This is a genomic window from Bradyrhizobium sp. RDI18, assembly GCF_043203335.1.
In the GTDB taxonomy this organism is placed as follows: domain Bacteria; phylum Pseudomonadota; class Alphaproteobacteria; order Rhizobiales; family Xanthobacteraceae; genus Bradyrhizobium; species Bradyrhizobium retamae.
In genome coordinates this window covers 6554569-6576678 of record NZ_JBICRN010000008.1, presented here as the reverse complement: position 1 = coordinate 6576678, position 22110 = coordinate 6554569, and the positions used below count along the sequence as shown (strand labels likewise).

Annotated in this window: 17 protein-coding genes and 1 tRNA gene; 7 read left to right on the top strand and 11 right to left on the bottom strand. The window is 62.6% G+C overall.

The window, feature by feature from the left end; all coding sequences use genetic code 11:
- Positions 1–32 precede the first annotated feature (32 nt).
- From ACFXS9_RS40755 to mobB, 6 genes are all read right to left on the bottom strand, one after another.
- Complete coding sequence (locus ACFXS9_RS40755) at positions 33–1685, bottom strand: OFA family MFS transporter (RefSeq protein WP_392699075.1); 1653 nt, start codon at positions 1683–1685, stop codon at positions 33–35.
- 366 nt (positions 1686–2051) lie between these two features.
- Positions 2052–4076, bottom strand: a complete 2025-nt coding sequence (locus ACFXS9_RS40750; protein ID WP_392699073.1) for a cache domain-containing protein — start codon at positions 4074–4076, stop codon at positions 2052–2054.
- The gene (locus tag ACFXS9_RS40745) at positions 4069–5502 is read right to left on the bottom strand and encodes a sigma-54-dependent transcriptional regulator (RefSeq protein WP_392699071.1); all 1434 of its coding nucleotides are present in this window, start codon (positions 5500–5502) and stop codon (positions 4069–4071) included. The genes ACFXS9_RS40750 and ACFXS9_RS40745 overlap by 8 nt, the downstream gene beginning before the upstream one ends.
- Before the next feature lie 108 nt (positions 5503–5610).
- Positions 5611–5847 carry a sulfurtransferase TusA family protein gene (locus tag ACFXS9_RS40740; protein WP_065744462.1) on the bottom strand — a complete coding sequence of 79 codons (237 nt, stop codon included), beginning with the start codon at positions 5845–5847 and terminating at the stop codon, positions 5611–5613.
- 41 nt (positions 5848–5888) lie between these two features.
- Entirely contained in the window at positions 5889–7145 is a 1257-nt protein-coding gene (glp, locus tag ACFXS9_RS40735) for a gephyrin-like molybdotransferase Glp (protein WP_392699070.1), read from the bottom strand.
- An 8-nt stretch (positions 7146–7153) separates the two neighbouring features.
- Entirely contained in the window at positions 7154–7681 is a 528-nt protein-coding gene (gene mobB / locus ACFXS9_RS40730) for a molybdopterin-guanine dinucleotide biosynthesis protein B (protein ID WP_392699068.1), read from the bottom strand.
- A 194-nt stretch (positions 7682–7875) separates the two neighbouring features.
- On the opposite strand from mobB, the gene fdhD reads away from it, so the two are divergent.
- The 3 genes from fdhD to ACFXS9_RS40715 all read left to right on the top strand — a co-directional run bounded on the left by fdhD (position 7876) and on the right by ACFXS9_RS40715 (position 10368).
- Positions 7876–8766, top strand: coding sequence for a formate dehydrogenase accessory sulfurtransferase FdhD (gene fdhD, locus ACFXS9_RS40725; protein ID WP_392699067.1), 891 nt, complete (start codon positions 7876–7878; stop codon positions 8764–8766).
- Positions 8711–9376, top strand: coding sequence for a molybdenum cofactor guanylyltransferase MobA (gene mobA / locus ACFXS9_RS40720; RefSeq protein ID WP_392699065.1), 666 nt, complete (start codon positions 8711–8713; stop codon positions 9374–9376). Before fdhD ends, mobA begins: the two co-directional genes overlap by 56 nt.
- 374 nt (positions 9377–9750) lie before the next feature.
- Positions 9751–10368, top strand: a complete 618-nt coding sequence (locus ACFXS9_RS40715) for a hypothetical protein (RefSeq protein ID WP_392699063.1) — start codon at positions 9751–9753, stop codon at positions 10366–10368.
- A 226-nt stretch (positions 10369–10594) separates the two neighbouring features.
- Here ACFXS9_RS40715 and ACFXS9_RS40710 read toward each other — a convergent pair whose 3' ends face one another.
- Both ACFXS9_RS40710 and ACFXS9_RS40705 read right to left on the bottom strand, forming a co-directional pair.
- Complete coding sequence (locus tag ACFXS9_RS40710; protein WP_392699061.1) at positions 10595–12556, bottom strand: molybdopterin biosynthesis protein; 1962 nt, start codon at positions 12554–12556, stop codon at positions 10595–10597.
- Between the two features lies 1 nt (position 12557).
- On the bottom strand, positions 12558–13670 hold the full coding sequence (locus tag ACFXS9_RS40705) for a molybdopterin-binding protein (RefSeq protein WP_392699060.1): 1113 nt from the start codon (positions 13668–13670) through the stop codon (positions 12558–12560).
- 182 nt (positions 13671–13852) lie between these two features.
- Between ACFXS9_RS40705 and ACFXS9_RS40700 the strand changes: the two genes are divergently transcribed.
- Positions 13853–15064: an ABC transporter substrate-binding protein gene (locus tag ACFXS9_RS40700; RefSeq protein ID WP_392699059.1), complete on the top strand. Its 1212-nt coding sequence runs from the start codon at positions 13853–13855 to the stop codon at positions 15062–15064.
- Positions 15065–15208: 144 nt separating this feature from the next.
- Here the strand turns inward: ACFXS9_RS40700 and ACFXS9_RS40695 are convergent, their stop codons facing one another.
- Positions 15209–16174, bottom strand: coding sequence for a TAXI family TRAP transporter solute-binding subunit (locus ACFXS9_RS40695; protein ID WP_392699058.1), 966 nt, complete (start codon positions 16172–16174; stop codon positions 15209–15211).
- A 169-nt stretch (positions 16175–16343) separates the two neighbouring features.
- On the opposite strand from ACFXS9_RS40695, the gene ACFXS9_RS40690 reads away from it, so the two are divergent.
- The 3 genes from ACFXS9_RS40690 to ACFXS9_RS40680 all read left to right on the top strand — a co-directional run bounded on the left by ACFXS9_RS40690 (position 16344) and on the right by ACFXS9_RS40680 (position 18613).
- Positions 16344–16419: transfer RNA gene (locus ACFXS9_RS40690), tRNA-Ile, on the top strand.
- Between the two features lie 426 nt (positions 16420–16845).
- On the top strand, positions 16846–17127 hold the full coding sequence (locus ACFXS9_RS40685; RefSeq protein WP_392699057.1) for a hypothetical protein: 282 nt from the start codon (positions 16846–16848) through the stop codon (positions 17125–17127).
- A 700-nt stretch (positions 17128–17827) separates the two neighbouring features.
- On the top strand, positions 17828–18613 hold the full coding sequence (locus ACFXS9_RS40680) for a Crp/Fnr family transcriptional regulator (RefSeq protein WP_392699056.1): 786 nt from the start codon (positions 17828–17830) through the stop codon (positions 18611–18613).
- Between the two features lie 232 nt (positions 18614–18845).
- On the opposite strand, the gene ACFXS9_RS40675 is transcribed toward ACFXS9_RS40680, so the two are convergent.
- Positions 18846–20408, bottom strand: a complete 1563-nt coding sequence (locus ACFXS9_RS40675; RefSeq protein ID WP_392699055.1) for a winged helix-turn-helix domain-containing tetratricopeptide repeat protein — start codon at positions 20406–20408, stop codon at positions 18846–18848.
- A 216-nt stretch (positions 20409–20624) separates the two neighbouring features.
- Complete coding sequence (locus ACFXS9_RS40670) at positions 20625–22064, bottom strand: IS1182 family transposase (protein WP_392699053.1); 1440 nt, start codon at positions 22062–22064, stop codon at positions 20625–20627.
- Positions 22065–22110: the final 46 nt, after the last annotated feature.

Genomic DNA, 22110 nt, shown 5'->3' with positions numbered 1-22110 from the left:
GCGGAACGCTCGCCCCGCGACGGCCAGAAGAGTCAGAGGATCTTGACGGCGCTTTCCAGCGTCTTCCACACGCCCCAGGCCAGGGGAATGCCGACGAACGCCCAGAACAGCGCAGCCTTGGCGTCGAGCCCACCGAACCCGATGCCGTAGGATCCAGATGGCCCCGAGCTGCCCGCGCTCGCCGTCGCCGCCTGCAGCTTGGCAACCTCGGCGTCGCTCATGTGCCACTTCGCGTCGACCGGCTTGATCAGGTAGTTGCAGATCAGGCCCGCGATCAGCATCGCGCACAGGATATACATTGTGGTGTTGTAGAGCTGGTCGCGCGGAACGCCGGCCGCAAGCTGGAACTCGCGGATGTAGTTCACGACTACGGGACCGATGATGCCCGCGGTCGACCACGCCGTCAGCAGACGGCCATGGATGGCGCCGACGAACTGTGTGCCGAACATATCGGCGAGATAGGCCGGCACGGTGGCGAAGCCGCCGCCATACATCGACAGGATGATGCCGAAGCCGAGCACGAACAGAAGTTTTGAGCCCATCGCCGCAAATGTCGGCGCCAGCGCATAGAGCACGATCCCCAGGATGAAGAACGTATAATAGGTGTTCTTGCGGCCCATCTTGTCCGACAGCGAGGCCCAGAAGAACCGGCCGCCGATGTTGAACAACGAGAGCAGCCCGGCGAAGCCGGCCGCAATCCCAGCAATGGTCGCCTTCTGCGTGGCGTCAAGCTGGTTGAAGCCGACGTCGGGCAATCCGATCAGCTTGCCGGCGAAGATTTCCTGCAGCATCGGCGAAGCCATGCCGATCACGCCGATGCCGGCGGACACGTTGAGGCAGAGCACCCACCAGATCAGCCAGAACTGCGGTGTCTTGTGCGCGTCCTTCAGGTGGACGTGGTTCTGCGAAATCATCGCATCGGCTTTCGCCGGCGGCGTCCAGCCCTCGGGGCGCCAGCCCGCCGGCGGAATGCGATAGCGGAAGGCGCCGATCATCATGAACACGAAATAGATCGCGCCCATCGCGATGAAGGTTTCCCAGGCGCCGACCGAAGTCGGCGACTTGAAATAGTTCATCAACAGGTTCGCCAGCGGCGCGCCGATCATGGCGCCGCCACCAAAACCCATGATGGCCATGCCGGTTGCCATGCCGCGGCGGTCCGGAAACCATTTCACCAGCGTCGACACCGGCGAGATGTAGCCGAGGCCGAGCCCGATGCCGCCGATGACGCCGCTTCCCAGCCACAACAGCCACAGTTGATGGGTGATGATGCCGATCGCGCCGAGCACGAGACCACCGCACCAGCACAGCGCCGACACAAAACCCGCCTTGCGCGGTCCGACGCGCTCCAGCCAGCCGCCCCAGATCGCGGCGGAGACGCCGAGCAGCACGAAGAACAGCGTGTACATCCAGCCCATGCTGGCGACTTTCCAGTCGCAGGTGGTGGTGAACAATTCCTGCACCAGCGTCATGTCGGGGCAGGCTTTCGGCGCGGTCACGCCGATCGCGCGCGACAGCGGCAGCCAGAACACGCTGAAGCCATAGGCCATGCCGATGCACAGATGAATGCAGAGTGCGGCCGGCGGCACCAGCCAGCGATTGAAGCCGGCGGTCGCAATCGTTCGCTCCTTGTCGAGAATCCCGAGCGCAACCGGTGGTGCGAGCGTGGCATCGGCTGTCGTCATAGGCGTATTCTCCAGGTTCGCGGCCTTACCGGGCACGATTGTTGAGAGGTTGGGGTATTGGATGGGGGAGCCACGCAGCGCCGACCGTATGCGCGGACGTGCGATGTCCGCGCGACAGTCGGAGTTCAAGTCGAGGCAAAATCGCTCTGAAGTTCGGCATGGGCACGTCATGAAGACGGCAAGCGCACGCAGTCGCCCAGCTTGCGACCGAATATACGATCATCGCGCCCTCCCCACTCCAACCCTTGAGTGAGAAGTCAGCAATCCGCGTGCCAAATCGCGCGATGCAGAAAATCAATCACTTAACCGAATGCCTGCCGATGCATCGGACAAAATGTCCTGATAGCCGCTGGACAAAATGTCCGGTCAGCTCGCTTCCGGCAGCCACACCCGGAATGTACTCCCGGAGCCGATCTGGCTTTCCACCGTGATCTGGCCACGCTGGCGCTTCACCAGCGTCTGACTGATGGAAAGGCCAAGGCCCGTCCCCTCCCTGCGTTTCGTGGTGAAGAAGGGATCGAAGACCTTGTCCAAGACGTCGGCGCTCATGCCGATGCCGGTGTCGGCCACGTCGATTGAGATGCCCGGGTTGCCGTCGCGATCAGCGTCGAACGAACGCAGCGTCAACGTGCCGCCGTCCGGCATGGCGTGGATCGCATTGACGATCAGGTTGATCACGACCTGCTGCAACTCGGTGCGGTTCATAAGGACCAAGCGGCTCGCCCGATCTTCCCGCGCAACCCTGATTTCGGTCTTGTTCAGGAGATGCTGCACCAGCGGCAGGCAGTCCGCCACGACGCTTCCGGGCGCATGACGCTCGACATAGCCGGCATACTCCTCCGGCCGCGCAAACTGCAAGAGCTTGGTGACGATCTGGCTGATGCGATGGATCTGTTCATCGACAAGCCGAAACTCGACCTTGGCTTTCTCGGTGTCAGCGCCGATCACGCTGCGGATGACATCGAGATTGCCCTGCATCACCGCGATCGGGTTGTTGATCTCATGCGCAACGCCCGCGGTGATCTCGCCGATGGCGGCGAGCTTCTCGGACATGATGAGCTGCTTGGTGGTCGCCTCGAGCTTCAGATTGGCGAGTTCGAGATCGCGGGTTCGCTCGCGTACCCGCACATTCAACTCCTCGTTCCACTCGCGCAACTGACGATCGCGCTCCTGGATCTGGTCCAGCAAGGTATCGAGGTGAACCGCCACCCGGCCTATCTCGTCACCCGATGCCGGCAATTTGGTCCGCGCGGAGAGATTACCGCTCTCGACTTCACCGATCGTCGCCGTGACGCGTTCGAGCGGCATGAAGATCGATTGCGCCCAGCGCAGGAAGATCGGTACGCTTGCCGCCGTGATCGCGATGAACGCGAGCGCAATGATGAGAATCGTCTCAAGCTTTGCGTCGTTGAACGGCTTCTGCAGAAATCCGACATAAAGCATGCCGACGCGCTTGCCGTAGGTGTCGACGAGCGGCTCGTAGGCGGAGATGTACCAGTCGTTGACGACGAAGGCGCTGTCCAGCCAGGTGCGCCCCTCCCCCATCACCGCAGAGCGCACCGCCGCCGACACCCGCGTTCCCAGCGCACGCCGTCCCTCGAACAGGCGGACATTGGTCGAGATACGCACGTCGTCGAGAAACAGCGTCGCTGTTCCCTGGCTGCCCTCTGGCAGGCTTGCCGCCCGATAGACGAGGTCGTTGATCGTGTCGATGAATTCCAGATTCTGGTTCAGCAGGATCCCGCCAACCAGCGCGGCTGGCCCGCCTCCGGGAGCCGTTGCGCGGCTGGCCGCATGCACCACCATGCCATGGGTTTCCGTGCTGCGATCGGTCGGCACCGCGTTTGGCGTCGGCACCAGGTCGAGACGCGCGCGCTGGGCAAGCGCCGGCGAAATCGCCGCAAGTTCGTCGTTGGTGAAGATATCGATCCCCGTCGACGGAGATTCGCCTGACAATGCCGACGTGATGATCGGCCAATCGGCCCTTGGCGCTCCCTCAAGCGCAGGTGACGAGGCGATGATTTTTCCACCGGCATCCGTCAAATAGAGAAAGTCGAGACCCATCTCCTTGCGGGACTGTTCGAGCAAAGTCTCCACAGCGGAGATCGTTTCCCGCTCTTCGACCTCCCGGAAGCGGAACGAAAGGCTCAGGCCGCGGATCTGAACGCCGGTCTTTTCCAGAATGCGGGCCAGGTATTGGTGGGCGATGGTGAGGTCGCCGTTCACCTTGGAAATCAGCGTAGCGTCGAACCGCGCATTCCAGCGATAGATGGCGACCCCAAGCAGAAGCGGGAGAATGACCAGCATCGGCAGCAGCGCAATCGCGAGCAGCCGGAAGCGGACGGATGCCCCGCGCACCGGCTCCTCGATGCGGCCTGCCCGGTCAGCCATTCCATAACGCGAGTTTGCGGTCGATAGTCTTGCGCGAGATGCCGAGCCGCCGCGCCGCCTCCTCGCGGTTGCCGCCGGTCTCTTTCAAGACCGAAAGAATATGCCGGCGCTCCAGGTCCGCGAGACTGTCGGCGGTGGCGACCTGCCCGTCGTTCCGCGGGCCCGCGAAATCGTCCGGGAACGCGCCGAGGATCAAGGTGCGCTCGATCAAATTGCGCAGCTCACGCACATTGCCGGGCCAGTCGTAACTCGCCAGCGCAGCCCGCACTGCGCTATCGATCGGAACCGGCGGCATACCGAGCTGGATCGAGAGCTTGTTCATGAAGATGGTGGCGAGCTCCTGCACGTCGTCGCCGCGGTCCTTCAATAGCGGCAGATGTATCTGCATGACGTTCAGGCGGTAATAGAGATCGGCGCGAAAGCGTCCCTTCTCCACTTGCTTTTGGAGATCGGCATTGGTCGCAAAGATGAAACGAAGATCGACCGGCACTTCACGCTCGGAGCCGACGGGGCGGACGCGGCGGTCCTCCAGAACACGCAGCAGCTTGCTCTGCATCGGCAACGGCAGTTCACCGATTTCATCGAGGAACAGCGTGCCGCCATGCGCATAGAGGAACAGGCCCTCGCGGCCGCTATCCGCGCCCGTAAAGGCACCCTTGATGTGGCCGAACAACTCGGCTTCGATCATCTCGGGCGGAATCGCAGCGCAATTGACCGGCACGAAGGGCTTGTCGGCGCGATCGGAGAGGGAGTGAATCGAGCGCGCCGCGACTTCCTTGCCGGTGCCGGATTCGCCGGTGAGCAGGATCGAGGTCGGCAGGCGGGCGACGCGGGCAATGGTTTCCCGCACGCTGCGGGCTGCGGGCGACTCCCCGATAAGGTTGTCGCGCAGGAAGGTGCGATCGGATGAAGCGCGCAGCGCATAACGCAAAACGTAGTTCTCGCGCTGCAGCCGAACCCGGTCGAGGCAGCGTGCAACCGCATTGAGGATCTGGTTAGAGCGGAACGGTTTCAGCACGAAGTCGACTGCGCCGGCGCGCAGCGCCTGGATCGCTGTATCGAGATCGGCATAGGCTGTAATCAGGATGGCGTCGGCGAAGAAGCCGACGGCCCGCTGCGCCGCCAGCCAGTCGACGCCGTTCTTGCCCGGCATGATGTTGTCGAGAATGACGACATCGAACCGGCTCTTGTCGAGCTTGCGCGAGGCTTCGTCGGTGTCGGCGGCCTCTTCCACGTGCTTGCAATGCGGCCCCAGCGTGCGCACGAGAAAATTGCGCATGCCCGGCTCGTCATCGACGATCAGGATCGAGGCCTGCGCCAGCGCGCTGAACTCGGGACCGCCGGCCGGCTTGCCTGGTTTGGCCGCCGGTTCATTGACCGTTGCAGGGGATATCGCCGCGCTCGCCTTCGATGTCGGGACGTTCATGCCGAGATTTGTAGGACTGATTGTCGCACCCGGCAATCGGACGCTGTCGTGAACTCGTCTAATTAAGGCGCGACGGCTTACCCGCGGGATCGCCCAAGCATTCGGCTTTTATATCGTCCCATTTGCTTTTTCTATCAGAAACACGATGCGGCTTGGGCTACGCTCGGTGATTTCGACCTTGTCGCCGGTCTCCCGAATGAGGTTCGGAATGTCGATCACCGACAGCGGATCGGTGCAGAGCACTTCCAGCCTGTCGCCGGGCGGCAGCGTCTTCAGCGCCTTGCGTGTCTTCAACGCCGGCAACGGGCATTTCAGGCCAGCGAGATCGAGTTTTGTCGTCGTCATGCGCCGACCATGGCGAAGGGGACCCGCATCGTCAACGGACATCAGTTGATCAGGCTTGCATAGGACAGGAACCCGACTGTCTGGCCGGGCGACACCTGCGTGACGTCTTCGCCGAGTTCGACGAGGCCATCGGTGTCCGCCAGCGACGACAGCAGGCCCGCGCCTTCGCGCGGAAATTTTACCGCTTCGAGCGCGCCATCGGCACCCTTGCGCAAGCTGACGCGGACATATTCGCGGCGCGAGATCTTCTTCTTGTAGCTGAAGGCGGCGCGAACCGGCATCGGCCGAAGCGGCTCCGGCCGGGCACCGGATAACGCCAGAATGGTCGGCCGCACCACGTGGACGAAAGTGACAAAACTCGCCACCGGATTGCCCGGCAATCCGATGAAGGGCGTGCCGCCGATGATGCCCATCGCGACGGGGCGTCCCGGCTTGATTGCCATCCGCCACAGCACGAGCCTGCCCACGCTTTCGACGCTCGCCTTGACGTGGTCCTCCTCGCCGGTCGAAACGCCGCCGGTCGTGAGGATCAAATCATGACCGCCGGCGACCTCCTGCAGCGCGCGGGCCAGCGAGGCGCGATCATCTCGGATAATACCGAGATCGCTGACCTCGCAGCCGAGCCGCGACAACATCGCCATCAGCATGAAACGGTTGGAATCGAACAATTGCACCGCGGCGCGCGCTTCGCCCGGCGAGGCCAGTTCGTTGCCGGTGGAAAACACGGCGACGCGAATGCGCCTTGTGACATCGAGTTGTGTCAGGCCAAAGGCTGCGGCGAGCGCAACGTCCTGCGGCCGCAGCCGCTGGCCGGCCTGCAGCGCCGCAAAACCTGAAGCGATGTCTTCGCCCGCGGGGCGTACATTGGCGCCCGGCTTGAGGCCTGCGGGAAGCACCACCTTGTCGCCCTCGACGCGCACGTCTTCCTGCATGAACACGGTATCTGCGCCTTCGGGCATCGGCGCACCGGTGAAGATGCGTATTGCCTGCCCCGGCTTGAGTGGCGCAGATGCGGAACTGCCCGCCTGAACGCGGCCGGTGACCGGAAACGTTTGCGCTTCCTGCTGCGGGAGGTCGCGGCTCGCAACCGCATAGCCGTCGACGGCGGAATTGGTGAAGGGCGGAAGCGGCAGCGGCGCCAGTATCTCGTGCGCCAGAATGCGGCCATCGGCGCGGGCGAGCGTAACCGTCTCGATATCCACAACCGGCGTCACACGCGTGGCAATGAGGCCAACGGCCTCATCGACCGACATCATCGGACCGCCGAAGGCAAAGCAATCGTCGGACAATTGCGCCATGTGCCTGATCAGCCCTCAGCTTCGCATTTCGCCAGCACGTCTTCGAGCGATATCGCAGACCGCAACATCATCGCCGCCACAGCCTCGATATCGTCGAGATGGGCGGTCGGCAGCTTGGTTTCAACCGCCGTATCGGTGGCGATTCCGACGATGCCGGGATCGTCGGGGAACAGCAACGGCTTTTCATTCGCGGCGCGATAGACCTCGATCTTGCGGTGCGGTTCGCGCTTGAAACCCTCGACGACGACGAGATCGACCGGCGACATCTTGGCCAGCAGTTCCGGCAATCGCGGTTCATGCGCCCCGCGCAGCTCATGCATCAAGGCCCAGCGCCGCCCCGATGACACCAGAACTTCGGCCGCACCAGCCTCGCGGTGCCGCCAGGAATCCTTGCCGGGTACGTCTACGTCGAAGGCGTGATGGGCGTGCTTGATCACGGACACGCGCAGGCCCTGTTTTGCGAACTGCGGGATCACCCGCGTCAGCAAAGTCGTCTTGCCGGCGCCGCTCCATCCTGCGAGGCCTATCACTTTCATTGCGTTCTCCGAGCCTGCGTTTCCTTGCAGGATCGTCATGCCTGGGCTTGACCCGGGCATCCACGTCTTGACGCTATCGCAGCAAGATTAGGCGTGGATGGCCGGGACAAGCCCGGCCATGACGGGTAGACCGTGACTTGTTAACTCCGGTCCTTATATCAGCCCGGAGACAAAGTCATGCTAACCTGCGTCCCATGATGAAGATGGAAAAAGTCCCTGCCCCCCTGATCGTGCCGAATCCCGAGGATCCGCGGCTGACCGAACGCGTTGCCGGGACCGATCAGACGGGCGCGGCCGTCGAAATTCGGGTGCCGGTGGAACGGCCCCTGACGCTGTACCTGAACGCGCAGGAGATCGTCACCATGATGACGATCGGCGACTATCCGGAATATCTGGCGCTCGGCTATCTCCTGAACCAGAACATGCTGAAATATGACGACGTCGTCTCCGAGGTCGAGTATGACGACGACCTCCAGGTGGTGGTGGTGCGCACCGAACATCACACCAACTTCGAAGCCAAGCTGAAGAAACGCACGCAGACTTCCGGCTGTGCGCAGGGCACTGCGTTCGGCGACCTGCTTGAAGCGGTGGAAAGCGTGGCGCTGCCGCAGGCTGAGCTTCGTACGTCGTGGCTCTACGAGATGACGCGCACGATCAACACCATGCCCTCGCTCTATCTGGAGGCCGGCGCGATCCATGGCTGCGTGCTATGCAAGGAAGGCACGCCCGTCTGCTACACCGAGGACGTCGGCCGCCATAACGCCGTCGACAAGATCGCCGGCTGGATCTATCGGCACGGCGTCGATCCCGCCGACAAGATCCTCTACACCACGGGCCGGCTCACCTCGGAGATGGTGATCAAGACGGTGCGGATGGGCATTCCCATTCTGGTTTCGCGCTCCGGCTTCACCGCATGGGGCGTCGAACTGGCGCGGCAGGTCGGGTTGACGCTGGTTGGCCGCACGCGCGGCAAGCGCTTCATTGCGCTGTCAGGACAGGAGCGGATCGTGTTCGACCAGGACCTCGACTATGTCGAGGAAGAATCCGCGCGGCACAAGCGCAAGGGCGAAGAGCGTGACGAGTAAAATTCCGGGCGTCCTCCTCGCCGGCGGATTGGCGCGGCGGATGGGTGGCGGCGACAAGCCGATGCGCACGATCGCCGGCCGCACCATCCTCGATCGCGTGATCACGCGCCTTGCGCCGCAATGCGACGGCCTGATCCTCAACGCCAATGGTGACCCAGCGCGTTTCGCAGCGTTCGGCCTTCCCGTCATTGCCGACAGCGTCGCCGATTTTCCTGGCCCGCTCGCCGGCATTCTGGCCGCACTCGACTGGGCTGCGGCCAACCGGCCTGACGTGGAGTTTGTATTGAGCGCCGCGGCCGACTGCCCATTCCTGCCACGCGATCTGGTCTCCAGGCTGTATGACGCGGTGGAAGCGGAGAATGCCGAGTTGGCCGTTGCCGCCTCCGATGGCCAGTCGCATCCGGTGATCGGATTATGGAGCGTCGGCTTGCGCGAACAACTTCGCCACGCGCTGGTCGTCGAGGACATCAGGAAGATCGACCGCTGGACCGCGCGCTACAGGCTCGCCACGGTGACATGGCCGGTCACGCCGCTCGATCCTTTCTTCAATGCCAACACCATGGACGACATCGCGGAAGCAGAACGGCTGGCGGCGCTAGATGGCGGTTAGCCTTCGTGCCCCGGACGCAGCGCAGCATGCAATGCTGCGCTGCTGAGCCGGGGCCCATGCCTCTCGGTGAAGAGTGAATACCGGCGCTGCGGAGGAGCGTTCCACGCTGCACCGCGTCCGGGACACACGCCATCTATGCGCCAGCAGCGCTGTCCTGCCCTTCGCGGAGGCGACCGTGAAAAGGCTCGCAGCAATCCACCAAGCTACCTGGACATTGACGAAATCGATCGTGATTTCAGATTCAGGTTAAATGCGATTTAATATGCTTGCCGATAACGTTGCCGCGGCGGATCCAACGCGAGGCCGTGGCAATGTTCGGACGCAGGACGACTTTCGGCACCAAGCAACCAAGCCTTTCCGAATTTAAGGAGACGATGCGTCCGACACCGGACGCAGATGGTGTGACCCGCGTCTTCCCCAAGGAACTCTGGGACGATCCAAAGATCGGCAAGTTTCTGCAGGAAGTCGGTTTTGCTCCGGATGATGCGCGCAATATCCTGCCCACGGCACAGGATTATATCGCCCTCTTTGCCGCGGCCAAGAAGCGGCTGGATGAGCGCACCGAGGCTTTCAACCGTGAAATGACCACGCGCTACGGCTATTGCCGCGCCGCGCCATTCCTGGTCATCGACCACACAATCTGGGACGGCGAGCATGGTGCGTTTCTATATGCCCAGATGAACCTCATCGGATACGATGACTGGAACGTATTGATGTTGGCGGCGGACGTACGCACCAAGGAGCTCTGTGACATCGCAGGTCATCCCGGCACGGTCCCCGCGGTTACGGAGGTCATGACCAAGCGCGTGATCGAATGGAAGCAGCGCCATGATCTCGCGCTCGAAGCGTTCGGAGTTACCGCGATGGGTGGCCAAGGCATCACGCGAGAGCAATACGAGGCCGAGCAGGACGCGCTGCGCAGGGAGATCATGGACAACGTCGGCTGGATGAAGCCACGGATCATAAGCGAGCTGTTGCGCGTTCAGGGTTAGAGCATGATCCGGAAAAGTAGGAATCGGTTTTCCGAAAAGATCGTGCTCAAATCAAAGAGAAACTACACCGCCAGCGGCACAGGATTGCGCGCGCAGCGTCGCCTCCAGCCCCAGGGCGCGCAAACACCTTCATCGCATTGCAGCCAATCTGGATGCCGGCGCCGACGATCGCAATCGATAGCGGTCTTGCCATTCCCATCCCTACCCGAGCTGCTTCGCGAACGCTTCAGGCCGGCCGGAAACCTGCCTGCAGCAGTGCCGCACGCGCCCCGTCCGAGGCCAGCGCGTTGAGAAAGGCCTGCACCGCCGGCCTCTGCTTCCGCGCCTTTACCAGCGCAAAGTCATAATGCTCTTCGGCAAAGGGAATGAAACCCAGGTTTGACGCATGCGCGACCGGCGCAATGGTCATGCCCCAATCGGCACGGTCCTGCGCGACGGCTGCAGCCACCGCATTGTGCGAGCGCGGCTGATTCCAGTAGCCGTCCGGGCGCGCACCGCCGAGCAGCCGGTCGACCAGGATGCGCGTGCCGGCGCCCTGGTTGCGATTGACCATGATGCAGGCGGGGTCGGCCAGCGCGGCGCGCACCGCCTCCTCCGCGCTCAGGCTTTCGAAGCGCTTGTCACCTTTGCGGAAGACGATGCCTTGCATGCGACGCCAACCCGGCACCAGTTCGAGCCCGTCGCTGAGATACGGCGTGTTGTAAGTCCCGGTCTTCTCGTCGAACAAATGGATCGGGGCAAAATCACATTCGCCGCGCTTGGCGGCCGAGAGCCCACCGAGGCTTCCGACGGCGATCGAGCGCACGGTGAGCCCGGCATGTGCCAGCGGCGCCGTAACGAGATCGAGCCCGGTGCAGTGGCTGCCCACGATGACGAGATCGGGCACACGCACATGCGGCGTGAACAGCGTCACCTCGGCCTCGCTGCCCGCCGGCATCTGGTCCGCCAGCGCATCGATGCGCAGAAAGCCGTCGGCCTGGGCAAAGGAGGTGATGGCGCCGGAGCCCTTGCCTGTAGGATACGCGATCAACCCATCCGCGCCTTCAACCAGCGACACCATGACGAATTCGGCGCGGCCGAGTTCGGACGCGATCCGCACGGGAACACGCGCGGCCACCTTGGCGTCCGAGCGCGGCGGCAGGCCGGCCATCCGCCGCAACACCGGCACGATCATGTCGTGGAAGGTGAACATCGCCGAGGTCGGAAATCCCGGCAGGATGATGACAGGCTTGCCGTCGCATACCGCAAGGCACAGCGGCTTGCCTGGCTTCAGCGCCACGCCATGGGCGATGATGCCGGGCTTGCCGAGCCGGCCGATGATGCGGTGGGACACGTCGCCCGCGCCCTTGGACGTGCCGCCTGACAGCACCAGCATGTCGCTGCTCGCGAGCGCATCGCGCATCGCGGATTCGAGTTGCGCCTCATCATCGGCGATGGCGCCGAGAAACCTGGCCTCGCCGCCATTCTCCGTGATCGCCGCGGTGACGATCGCTCCATTGGTGTCGTAGATCGCGGCCGGCCGCAGGGAACGGCCAGGCTGCACCAGTTCATCGCCGGTGGAAATGATCGCAACGCGCGGTCGCCGCGCGACGGTTACCTCCGCGATGCCGCAGGCCGCCAGCATCCCGATCTCGCGCGAGCCGATGATGGTCCCGGCGCGCAGCAGCGCCTCGCCACGGGCGATATCGGAGCCGGCATAGGATACGAATTGCCCGGGCGAAGCGGCGCGGCGGATGTCGATCGCACGATGTCCCGCCGGCTGGGTATGCTCGACCATGACGACGGCGTCCGCCCCGCGCGGCACCGGACCGCCCGTCGCGATCGGCGTGGCTGTTCCCGACAAGACCGGCCGCGTCGGCGCGATGCCGCACGCGATCACTTCGTCGTTCAGCATCACGCGCACCGGTGAAGCCTCGCCGGCGGAAGCAAGGTCGGCAGAACGCACCGCAAAGCCATCGACATTGGAGCGATCGAATGGCGGCACATCGATCGGCGCCACGACGTCCTCGGCGAGCGCGCAGCCGAGCGCGTCCGCAAGCGAGCGTTTCTCGCTCGCGACCGCACGCGGAAACAGCGCGGCTTCAAACCGCGCCAACGCATCCTCACGCGACAGGATGGTCAGGAATTGATCCTGACCGATATTGTCGCCGCCTTTCGGCGAGGGCGTATTCGTCATTCCCGAACCCATATCACTCCCGCAGCATATAGGCATCGACCGGCGTACCCGCCGCAAATCCTTCCGAGCCGGCAGGCACTGCGAGCCAGGCCTCGGCGCGCGCAATCGCATCGAGCGACAATTCGCCTACCGCCAGCGGGACCCAGGCATCCTGCTTTCGTTCCAGCAGCACGATCTCGGCAATACCGACGCTTGAAGCAATCTTGCGCGCCAGCGGCAGATTGAGCGTGCTGCGCCGCCGGCGGCCCGACAAACGATCGAGCGCGGGAAGCGCCAGCGTCCACCACGCCGCCAAGGCCTGGTCGGGCGCGCCTGGCAACACCACGACCGGCGTCTTGCCTACACGACCAACGGCCGAAGTGCGGCCTGGTTGCAGGGCAATGCCATGTGCGAGAATCTTCCCGCGCGCGCCCAATGCCGTCACCGCCATGTCGGTGCGGCCGACACCGGAGCCGCCGACGATCAGCAGCAGATCGCACTTACCGTCATCGATCGCCGCGGTAATCGATGCGGCATCGCGACCTGCAGCCGCGACCAAGACAACCTCACCGCCCGCGGCCCGCGCGCTCTCGGCGACCAGATCCGTGGTTACCGTGCCGCCGGGAGTATTGACGATGCGCAGGCGTGGGCGGCGCACGCTCAATCGCGCCATTCCTGCGGCGCGGGCGATCAGGAGATGGCGCGGCAGCACGCGCCGGCCGGCTTCAACGAGACGGCTGCCCGCTGCGATATCGCTCCCGGCCCGGCGCACGCCCTGCCCCGGGATCGCCTCCGCCAACACCTGCACGAGCGGACCGGACATCTCGACGGAATCGGAATCCAGCACGCAGTCGCAATTGTCAGGAATGATCTCGCCGGCCTCGACCCACACCGGCGCCGCCGCTAATGGCAGCGGCGAATAGGAGGATGCGCCGACAAGGTCGCGCGCACGGAATGCATAGCCGTCCGCGGCAGCGATATCGCGCGGCGGGTGCGCATCGAGCCCCGGGATATCCGCGGCAATACAGCGCAGCGCTTCCGCCAATGCCAGTTCCACCGGCGCGACCGGATCCACGCCCTCCAGCAACGCGGCAAGCGCCACATCGAGCGGCGTTAGCGAAATCGGCAAGCGCTGGTTCGAGGTCATTGGCGCTCGCCTATGCCCTGAATCGGGAGGAAAATAAATAGAACCGGATACGGCGCGCATGGTTTAGCCCATCCGACCCACGTTGACGTCGGCGCGAAATAGTTGCAAATGAGACCAATTGGCGGAACCAACCGCCTGAAAACACAAACGGCCAATGTGCTGATTCCCAGGGAGAAGACAGGATGTTCGCCAGGAAACTATCCAGGCTTGCCGTGCTCATGGCCGCGCTGCTGGCATCGACCGCCGCGCTCGCTCAAATCTCGGACGACGTCGTCAAGCTCGGCGTTCTCACCGACATGAATGGCCCGGCGGCAACGGCGACCGGCCAGGGCTCGGTCACTGCCGCGCAGATGGCGATCGACGATTTCGGCGGCAAGGTGCTGGGCAAACCGATCAGCATCATCGTCGGCGATCACCAGTTGAAGCCGGATATCGGCGGCGGTATTGCGCGGCGCTGGTATGACGTGGATCAGGTCGACGTGATCCTCGACGTTCCGGTTTCCGCGGTCGGGCTTGCGGTGCAAAACATCACCAACGAAAAGAAGAAGCTGTTGATCGTGCACTCGACCGGCACCGCAGACTTCCACGGCAAGTTCTGTTCGCCACATGCGATACAATGGGTGTTCGATACCCGCGCGCTGGCGGTCGGCACCGCGCAGGCGGTGGTGAAGCGCGGCGGCGATAGCTGGTTCTTCATCACCGACGACTACGCGTTCGGTCACTCGCTGGAGCGCGACGCTTCCACCGTCGTCACAGCCAATGGCGGCAAGGTGCTGGGCTCGGTGCGCCCGCCGCTTGCCACGCCTGATCTGTCATCCTTCGTGCTGCAGGCCCAGGCCTCAAAAGCCAAGATCATCGGCATTGCCGCCGGTCCTCCGAACAACATGAACGAGATCAAGACCGGCGCCGAGTTCGGCGTGTTCAAGGGCGGCCAGCAGATGGCCGCGCTGCTCGCGTTGATCACCGACATCCATTCGCTTGGGTTACCGGCAGCGCAGGGGCTGTTGCTGACGACGTCGTTCTATTGGGACATGGACGACAAGACCCGCGAATGGTCGAAGCGCTACTTCGCCAAGATGAACCGGATGCCGACGATGTGGCAGGCCGGCGTCTATTCATCGGTCATGAGCTATCTCAACGCCATCAAGGAAGCCGGCACCGACGAGCCGCTGAAGGTAGCGGCGAAGATGCGCGAAAAGCCGATCGAGGATTTCTTCTCCCGCAACGGCAAACTGCGCGAGGACAATCTGATGGTCCACGACCTGTGGCTGGTGCAGGTCAAGAAGCCGGATGAATCGAAATACCCGTGGGACTACTATCAGATCCTCGCCAAGATCCCCGGCGATGAAGCGTTCGGCCCGCCCGATCCGGCGTGCGCGATGGCGAAGAAGTGATCTTCCGTCGTCCCTGCGAAAGCAGGACCCATAACCACGGGCGTCGGTTGTTGCGTAAGCTGGGGCCGATTGCCTGATGCAACTACAACGATTGGTGGTTGGGTCCCGGCGTTCGCCGGGACGACATGTGGAAACAGGCACGGCCTATTTCACCACCCCCGCCTCCCTGAAATACTTCATTACTCCGGGATGAATCAGTCCCGCGTTCGGCGCCGCTGCAACCGTGTTCGCGGCCGTGGTCTCACAGGCCTGCGGCAGCTTCTTGCACAGCGCGGCCTCCTGCCCGTGAAGCGTGCGCGCCAACCGGTAGGCGACGTCGTCGGGCAGGCTTTCACGCGCCAGCACAAAACTCCAGGAGCCTATGGAATCGATCGCGGTCGGCTGGTTCGGATAGCTGTTGGCGGGCACCGTCAGCGGTTTAAGGAACGTGTGCTTGGCGCGGACGCGCGCGATCTCGCCGGCGTCGGGTGCGATAAATCGCGCGCCGCCGGGAGCTTGCACCATCGCGGCAAAGCCGGGCCAGCCGACGCCCGCGCCCCACAGCGCGGCAGCACGGCCATCCTGGACCATGGCGGGGCCATCGCCGGTGCGGTCGAGATAGATCGACTTGAAGTCCTCGTCCTGCTTCAGCCCGATGCCGTCGAGGATATAGCGCGACAGGATCGGCAGGCCCGAGCCCTTCGCGCCGAACGCGACCGGCTGGCCGACCAGATCCCTGATCGTCTTGTAGGGACTGTCCGCCCGCACAACGAACATGCCGGGGCTGGAATACATCGCGGTCAGGATTTTCAACTTCGTCGCCGGCCGCCCGATGCCCATGAAAGCTTCGTAGGCCGGCTCCCCCGCGACCAGCGCGATATCGAGCTGGCCGGCTTCCAGCAGCGGGATGTTTTCGTTGGAGCCCTTGGTGTTGCGCGGCTCGATCGACAGCGCCGGATCGGCGGCATTCATCACTTCCGCAAAGGCATTGCCATAGACCGGGAAGCCACCTCCTGGCGTTGCGGTTCCCAGGCTGATTGTGCTCTTGGTAATGGCCTTGCCTCCCTCCTGTGCCCCGGCGCTGCCCGCAAGCAACAGCAGGCCGGCGCAGGCAATCCCAGCGAGTTTCATTGTTGGCCTCAAACGTTCGGTGACGATGATGCACGGGAGGTTGTAGGCAAGCCCGAGCGCTTGTGAAAGCGCGTTTTCGGCCCGGAAGGTCGGCATTGCCGTATCGCTGTCATGCCTGTAAACGATGGCGGCACCGTTGCCGGCCGCCTCCCGCGGCCGCTCCGCGGCGGGGCCTGTAGCTCAATGGTTAGAGCCGGCCGCTCATAACGGTCTGGTTGCAGGTTCGAGTCCTGCCGGGCCCACCACGCTTCGCGAGCAGCAGCAGCTTCGGCTCGGCAAGCCCGGGCCACAAGCACCCGGCGAGGCGAGCGAAGGGCTGTCGCGCCGGAGCGTTGGCGAAGGCGGACCGGGTTCGCTCCCAACCAAAATATCGAAAACAACCCCATGCAAAGTAGCAGATGGTCGCGGGCATGAATGCCTTGAGCGAATTCTGCGAAAACATTTTGACACGTCGGGCAAATCAGCAGCACGATTGCATCGTCACGCAATTCGTAAAACGCCCATGGCCCCACGGCGCGCTATGAACAAGCGTCAGCCCACCGTGCTGCTGCCGTACGTCTGCTGGTCCACATGCGGCGCTGGTACGACAAGAAGATCATCGCCAACCACTTCGTCGAGTGGCAGGGCGCTGGCGTCAAGTCGGTGAAGAACGGCTTCGCGCGGGGTTGGAGGTGGCGAAGCTCGACCTCTCGGACGGCAACGTCACGCCGCACACGCTACGCCATACGGCAGCGACCTGTCTCATGCAGCTTGGCACTGCCCCATGGGAAGCGTCTGGTTATCTCGGCATGTCGGTGAGGGTTCTGATCGACACCTACGGTCATCACCATCCCGATTACATGAAGGAAGCGTCCGGGGCGATCACTCGCAAGAGGGAGACGACCAAGCGCGTCGTCGGCACCCCCGAGACTACCAAGCCAGCCATCCGTACTCGCAGCATTCGAGCAATCTAGGCCGCGAAACTATAAATCTGCCGGGCGAACGGCCCGCTCTGCGCGCTGTCCCACTAGCGTTACCTTGGCACCTCCGCATCAGCATCAAATCAGGCCAACGTAGACGGCGGCATGCTCCCGTCATATGCGGACCGGCAGGCGCGAGATCAGCGACGACTTGCGGATTGAGCTGCGACTCTTTCATACGTGCTATCGCTTTTTGGCGAAACGCGTCAGAAAGGACAGCTATTCCCAATGACGCACGGAACTCCCTTGAATGTATGCCGCAACCGCTGGGTGATCGTCGTATTCAACATAAGTAGGAGATGGCTATCGGTGCTACGCGACGTTTGTGAAGAGAGCACCTTTTGCTGCGTCCGTCCTTCCGCGCGGCAACTGCATCGACACTGCTATTTGCACTTACTCTCTTCCTTTACTCGCCGCGCGGCCGCCGCCCGCACGCACATTTGTCCGTTCGTACAATGAGGACTTAACGTTGAGCCGACACACAGTTGGAATGTCCGAGGCCGATGAATTGAAAGACATGACGAGGTTGTTAGCGAGCTTATGGGAAGCCGCGCAACGCCTTCCTGAGGGATCAGAGCGGCAGGATGCGTTCAGACAGATCGGCAGCTTCCAGAGGCGGGTGGCGGCATTAATTGCACGCGCTCTTTAGGCTCTACGCGATGTCGTGTAACGCTCCAAATGGAGCAGGCTGCGGATGCCTCACCGCTGGTTCCCTGCGGTGACGGCATCCGGCGGAATTTCTAACGGCCTTCTTGCAGCGCTGCCGGCGACGGACCTTGATTTTCTGAGGCCCGAGCTAGCGATGGTCGCGCTGGATCAGGACGCGGTCCTTTCGCGCGCGGGTGAGCCGATAGAGTACGTCTTCTTCCCTCATGGCGGGGCCATCTCGTTGATGATCGACATGGCGGACGGACAGACGGTTGCCACAGCCGCAGTCGGACGCGAGGGGGCCGTAGGCATGCTCTCGGTGCTCGGGCCGTCACCGTCGGCCGCTACCGCAGTCGTCCGTGCGGCGGGCATCGCCGCGCGGATCTCTGCGTCGCGATTTCACGCCGCTTTCAACCGCAGTCCAGCGATCCGGAACTTGGTCCAGAATCACGTCAGGGCGATGCTGATACAGTTCCAGCTCGGCTCCGCCTGCAATGCGCTGCACCCGGTCGAAGCCCGCATGGCTCGCTGGCTACTCCAGCTCCGCGACCGCATCGACCACGACATACTCCCACTCACCCAGCAGGCGCTTTCGCAAATACTCGGTGTACGACGAACGACGGTGACGCTCTCGATGCGCAATCTGCGCGCGCGTGGGGCGATCAGGTCTGATCAACGAGGCCGAATCGAGGTCGACCGATTGCGGCTCGCGGCTGCAGCGTGCGAATGCCACAATACCATGCGTCTCGACGTCGAGGAGATATTCTCGATCAATAAGCCCGATCTCGCGCGGTGGCGCGTCACACGAGTTGAATCCGGCGATGCTGTATGAGGGCGTTTCGGCCTGACCGCTTGCTGAGGTAAGAGAGAGCGTTAGCGGTCAGCCAATGTCGGCTGCGGGTCAATCGCGTCACTTTAGCCGTCGGCCCACTACTTCCGGTCTTCCCCTGGAAACGAACATCGTCAGGGTCGGTCGGCATGTCTCAAAGGTGCCATTTCGGACTCACGCATCGCAGCGAATTGCGTGCTGTCCCATCAACTCTTGCCGCGAGCACAGGCGGGTCTCACTCGGGCAGCCCGGCTTTGCGAAGGCCCTCCGCCAACAGCTTTAAGGTTGTTTGCCTCTGAGAAAGCCGCCCAGATATTGTATAGGCCGGATCGATCTCAAGCACACGTGCCGCCGCATCATGCGCCTCGGCATCCCGTCCAAGATGCGCCAAAGCGGACGCCAAACCACGGAAAGTTGTTGGATCGGAGGAGTTCTGACGTAGAGCCTTCTTGGAAACCGCGACAGCCTCGTCGAAGCGACGAAGTTCGATCAAGGCATAACCGATGCCAGCAAGATTAGTGTGAACAAAGGGGTCCAACGGGCTCAAGCGCATGCCGCGTTCAAAGCTCCGGATTGCTTCTTCGAACCGGCCTCCAACTAGGTAGACCCATCCTCTACGGTCCCACGCGCTGAAAAGATTTGGATTGGACGCGACCGCACGATCAACGAAATCGATGGCGGTCTCGTGGTCGCCGATAAGAAAAGCGTTAACCAACCCCGCGATGCCCAGCGCTCCCGCGTCATTCTCGTCGAGGCTCAATGCCAAGCGCGCCAATCGAATTGCCTCGTTGCGGTCGAATTGACGATCGGTAGAAAAGCCTTGAATAACGTTGTTGAGGTGGCCGCTAGCCGCCAACTGGGCGGCAGAAACAGAACTAGGGTTAAGATCCAAGGCACGATGCGTCAGTCGTATCACTTCGGCAAAACCTTCACGGCTCCTAAGACTTTGTTTCTGCATGGCCCTTAGCCACAAATCATAGGCCGTCGGGTTTTCCGGTGGGCGGCCGGCCGCCATCTCAATTTCTGTTTGAAGCAGCTTGGGATGAATGGCTCCGACAACGGCCACCGTTACTTCGTCTTGCAGAGCGAAAACGTCTGTCAGGTCACGCTCGAACCTGTCCGCCCAAATGTGCGCGCCCGTCACCGCATCAATCAACTGGCCTGCGATGCGAACCTTCCCCGCTGCCTTGCGCACAGACCCCTCAAGGACGTAGCGCACGCCAAGCTCACGTCCGACCCGCTTTACATCGACGGCCTTACCTTCGAACGTAAAGCTCGAATTGCGAGCGATCACGAACAACCACTTGAACCGCGAGAGCGCCGTGATGATTTCCTCAACCATCCCGTCCGCGAAATACTCCTGCTCGGGGTCGCCGCTCATGTTCTGGAACGGCAATACCGCAATCGAGGGCTTGTCGGGCAGCGCCAGTGCGGGCTTTGACAACTCCACATGGCTTTCCGAGGCGACGGCGGCACTAGAAGGTCCATCCTCTTCACGCACCGCACCGACGAAGCGGAAGCCTTTCCTCGGCAATGTTTTGATTAAGCACTGCTTCTCGCCCGTGTCGCCGACTGCGCTACGAGCGGCATTCAGCCGGGTAGTCAGTGCTCCATCCGAAACGCTGCGCCCATTCCAAACGGCATAGATGAGATCGTCCTTGCTGACGACGCGCTCCCTGTTTCGGATTAGGTATTCGAGCAGATCGAACACCTGTGGTGTAATGGAAACGACCTCTGCCCCGCGATGCAGTTCGCGCCGGTCGGTGTCAAATGCGAACTCCTCGAAGCGATAGCGCAAGTTGCCAGCCCCTCACGTAGCCTCCCATCGCAGGAAGGCATCTTCGCACACCCAAAGAATAAGCCGCTGGTATAAAAAATGTAAGCCAATGGTTGAGCGGGTTTTGAGCCGTGGCATCTCATCTGATGCAGTGGAGCCCGACTTCCGGTCTGGGCCTTGGCCGTGTAAAAACGCCATTCTCAGGGAAGTCGATGAGAGGCCAGGATCGGTTCAGTCTCAGGCTGCGATTGCAGCCATCAGCGGCTTGGCTCCGACGATGTTCATGACCCGTGTCAGATTATAGGCCAGGACCGAGAGAGCCATCTCGGCGGCTACTTTTGGAAGCGTTTTGGTGAGGAAGTGTGTCGCCCCCATGCGGGCCTTCATCGTGCCGAACGGATGCTCGACCGTCTCGCGACGCTGGCGCATGGCGAGCGGGTTCGCATCAAGGCGCTGCTGCACGGCATCGAGCAGGTGCTCATGCTCCCATCGTGGAATCCGCCGCTCTAGCCCTGTCGTGCACTGGGACTTGAGCGAACAATTTTGACAGGCATTGGTCCAGTAACGCCTTATCCGCTTGCCATCTTCCTCGCTAGTGAAGCGATATGGCAGTTGCTCTCCAGCCGGACAGCGATAGGCGTCCTCCTCCGGCAAATAGACAAAGTCCTGCTTGCCGAAGCGCCCATCCGATTTGGCGCCAGACGTCTGCGGCTTGGGCAGAGTTACTGTGATGCCGGCCTCGTGGCAGGCGAGGATCTCCGCGCTGCTGAAGTAGCCGCGATCGGCAACGGCCTCGAGCGTGTCGGTCTGTAGAACAGCCTTCGCCTGCTTGGCCATATTGGCCAGTTGAGCCCGATCTGAACCGCTGTTCGTGACCTCATGCGTCACAATCAGGTGGTGCTTGGTATCCACGGCGACTTGCACGTTGTAGCCGACGACGCCGGAGCCGCGGCCGCTCGTCGCCATCGAACGGCTGTCGGGATCGGTCAGCGAGATTTGCTGGTCAGGTGACGCAAGCATCTGCCTCTCGTAGACGGCAAGCTTGCCCATCTGCTCCTTCAGTTTTGTGAGCTTCTCGTGGAGCCTCGTCACCTTCGCGGCCAGCACCTCCGTCGGCTCCTGCCTATCGGCCGTGTCAAGTTGGCTCAGATAGCGCGCGACACTCTCCTCCAGCTGCGCACGCCGCCGCTCCACCTTCGCCCGTGTGAAGTTCTTGTCCCGGTTGTTCACTGCTTTGAACTTGCTGCCATCGATGGCGACGCTCGCCGTCGTGAGAAGGCCCATCTCACGGCAGAGTTCGACGAAGCGCGCGCATACCTTGCGTAGCGCCAGGCCATTGTCTTTGCGGAAGTCCGCGATCGTCTTGTGATCAGGAGCGAGCCGACCGAGCAGCCACATGACCTCGACATTGCGTCCGGCCTCGCGTTCCAGCCGCCGGCTCGACTGCACCCGGTTTAGGTAGCCGTAAATGTAAAGCTTAAGCAGAACCGAGGGATGGTACGAGGGCCGACCAGTCGCCGCCGACTCCACACCTTCAAAGCTCATCTCAGCCAAATCGAGCGCACCGACAAACACATCGATCACGCGAACAGGATTGCTCTCGTCAATGAAGTCATCGAGGCATTCAGGCAATAGTGTCCATTGCCCACGATCCGCCTCTTCAACGAAGCGCCTCATCAATTCCCCCTTAGAATCACGGGAGAATCATAACAGCAGCACCGCG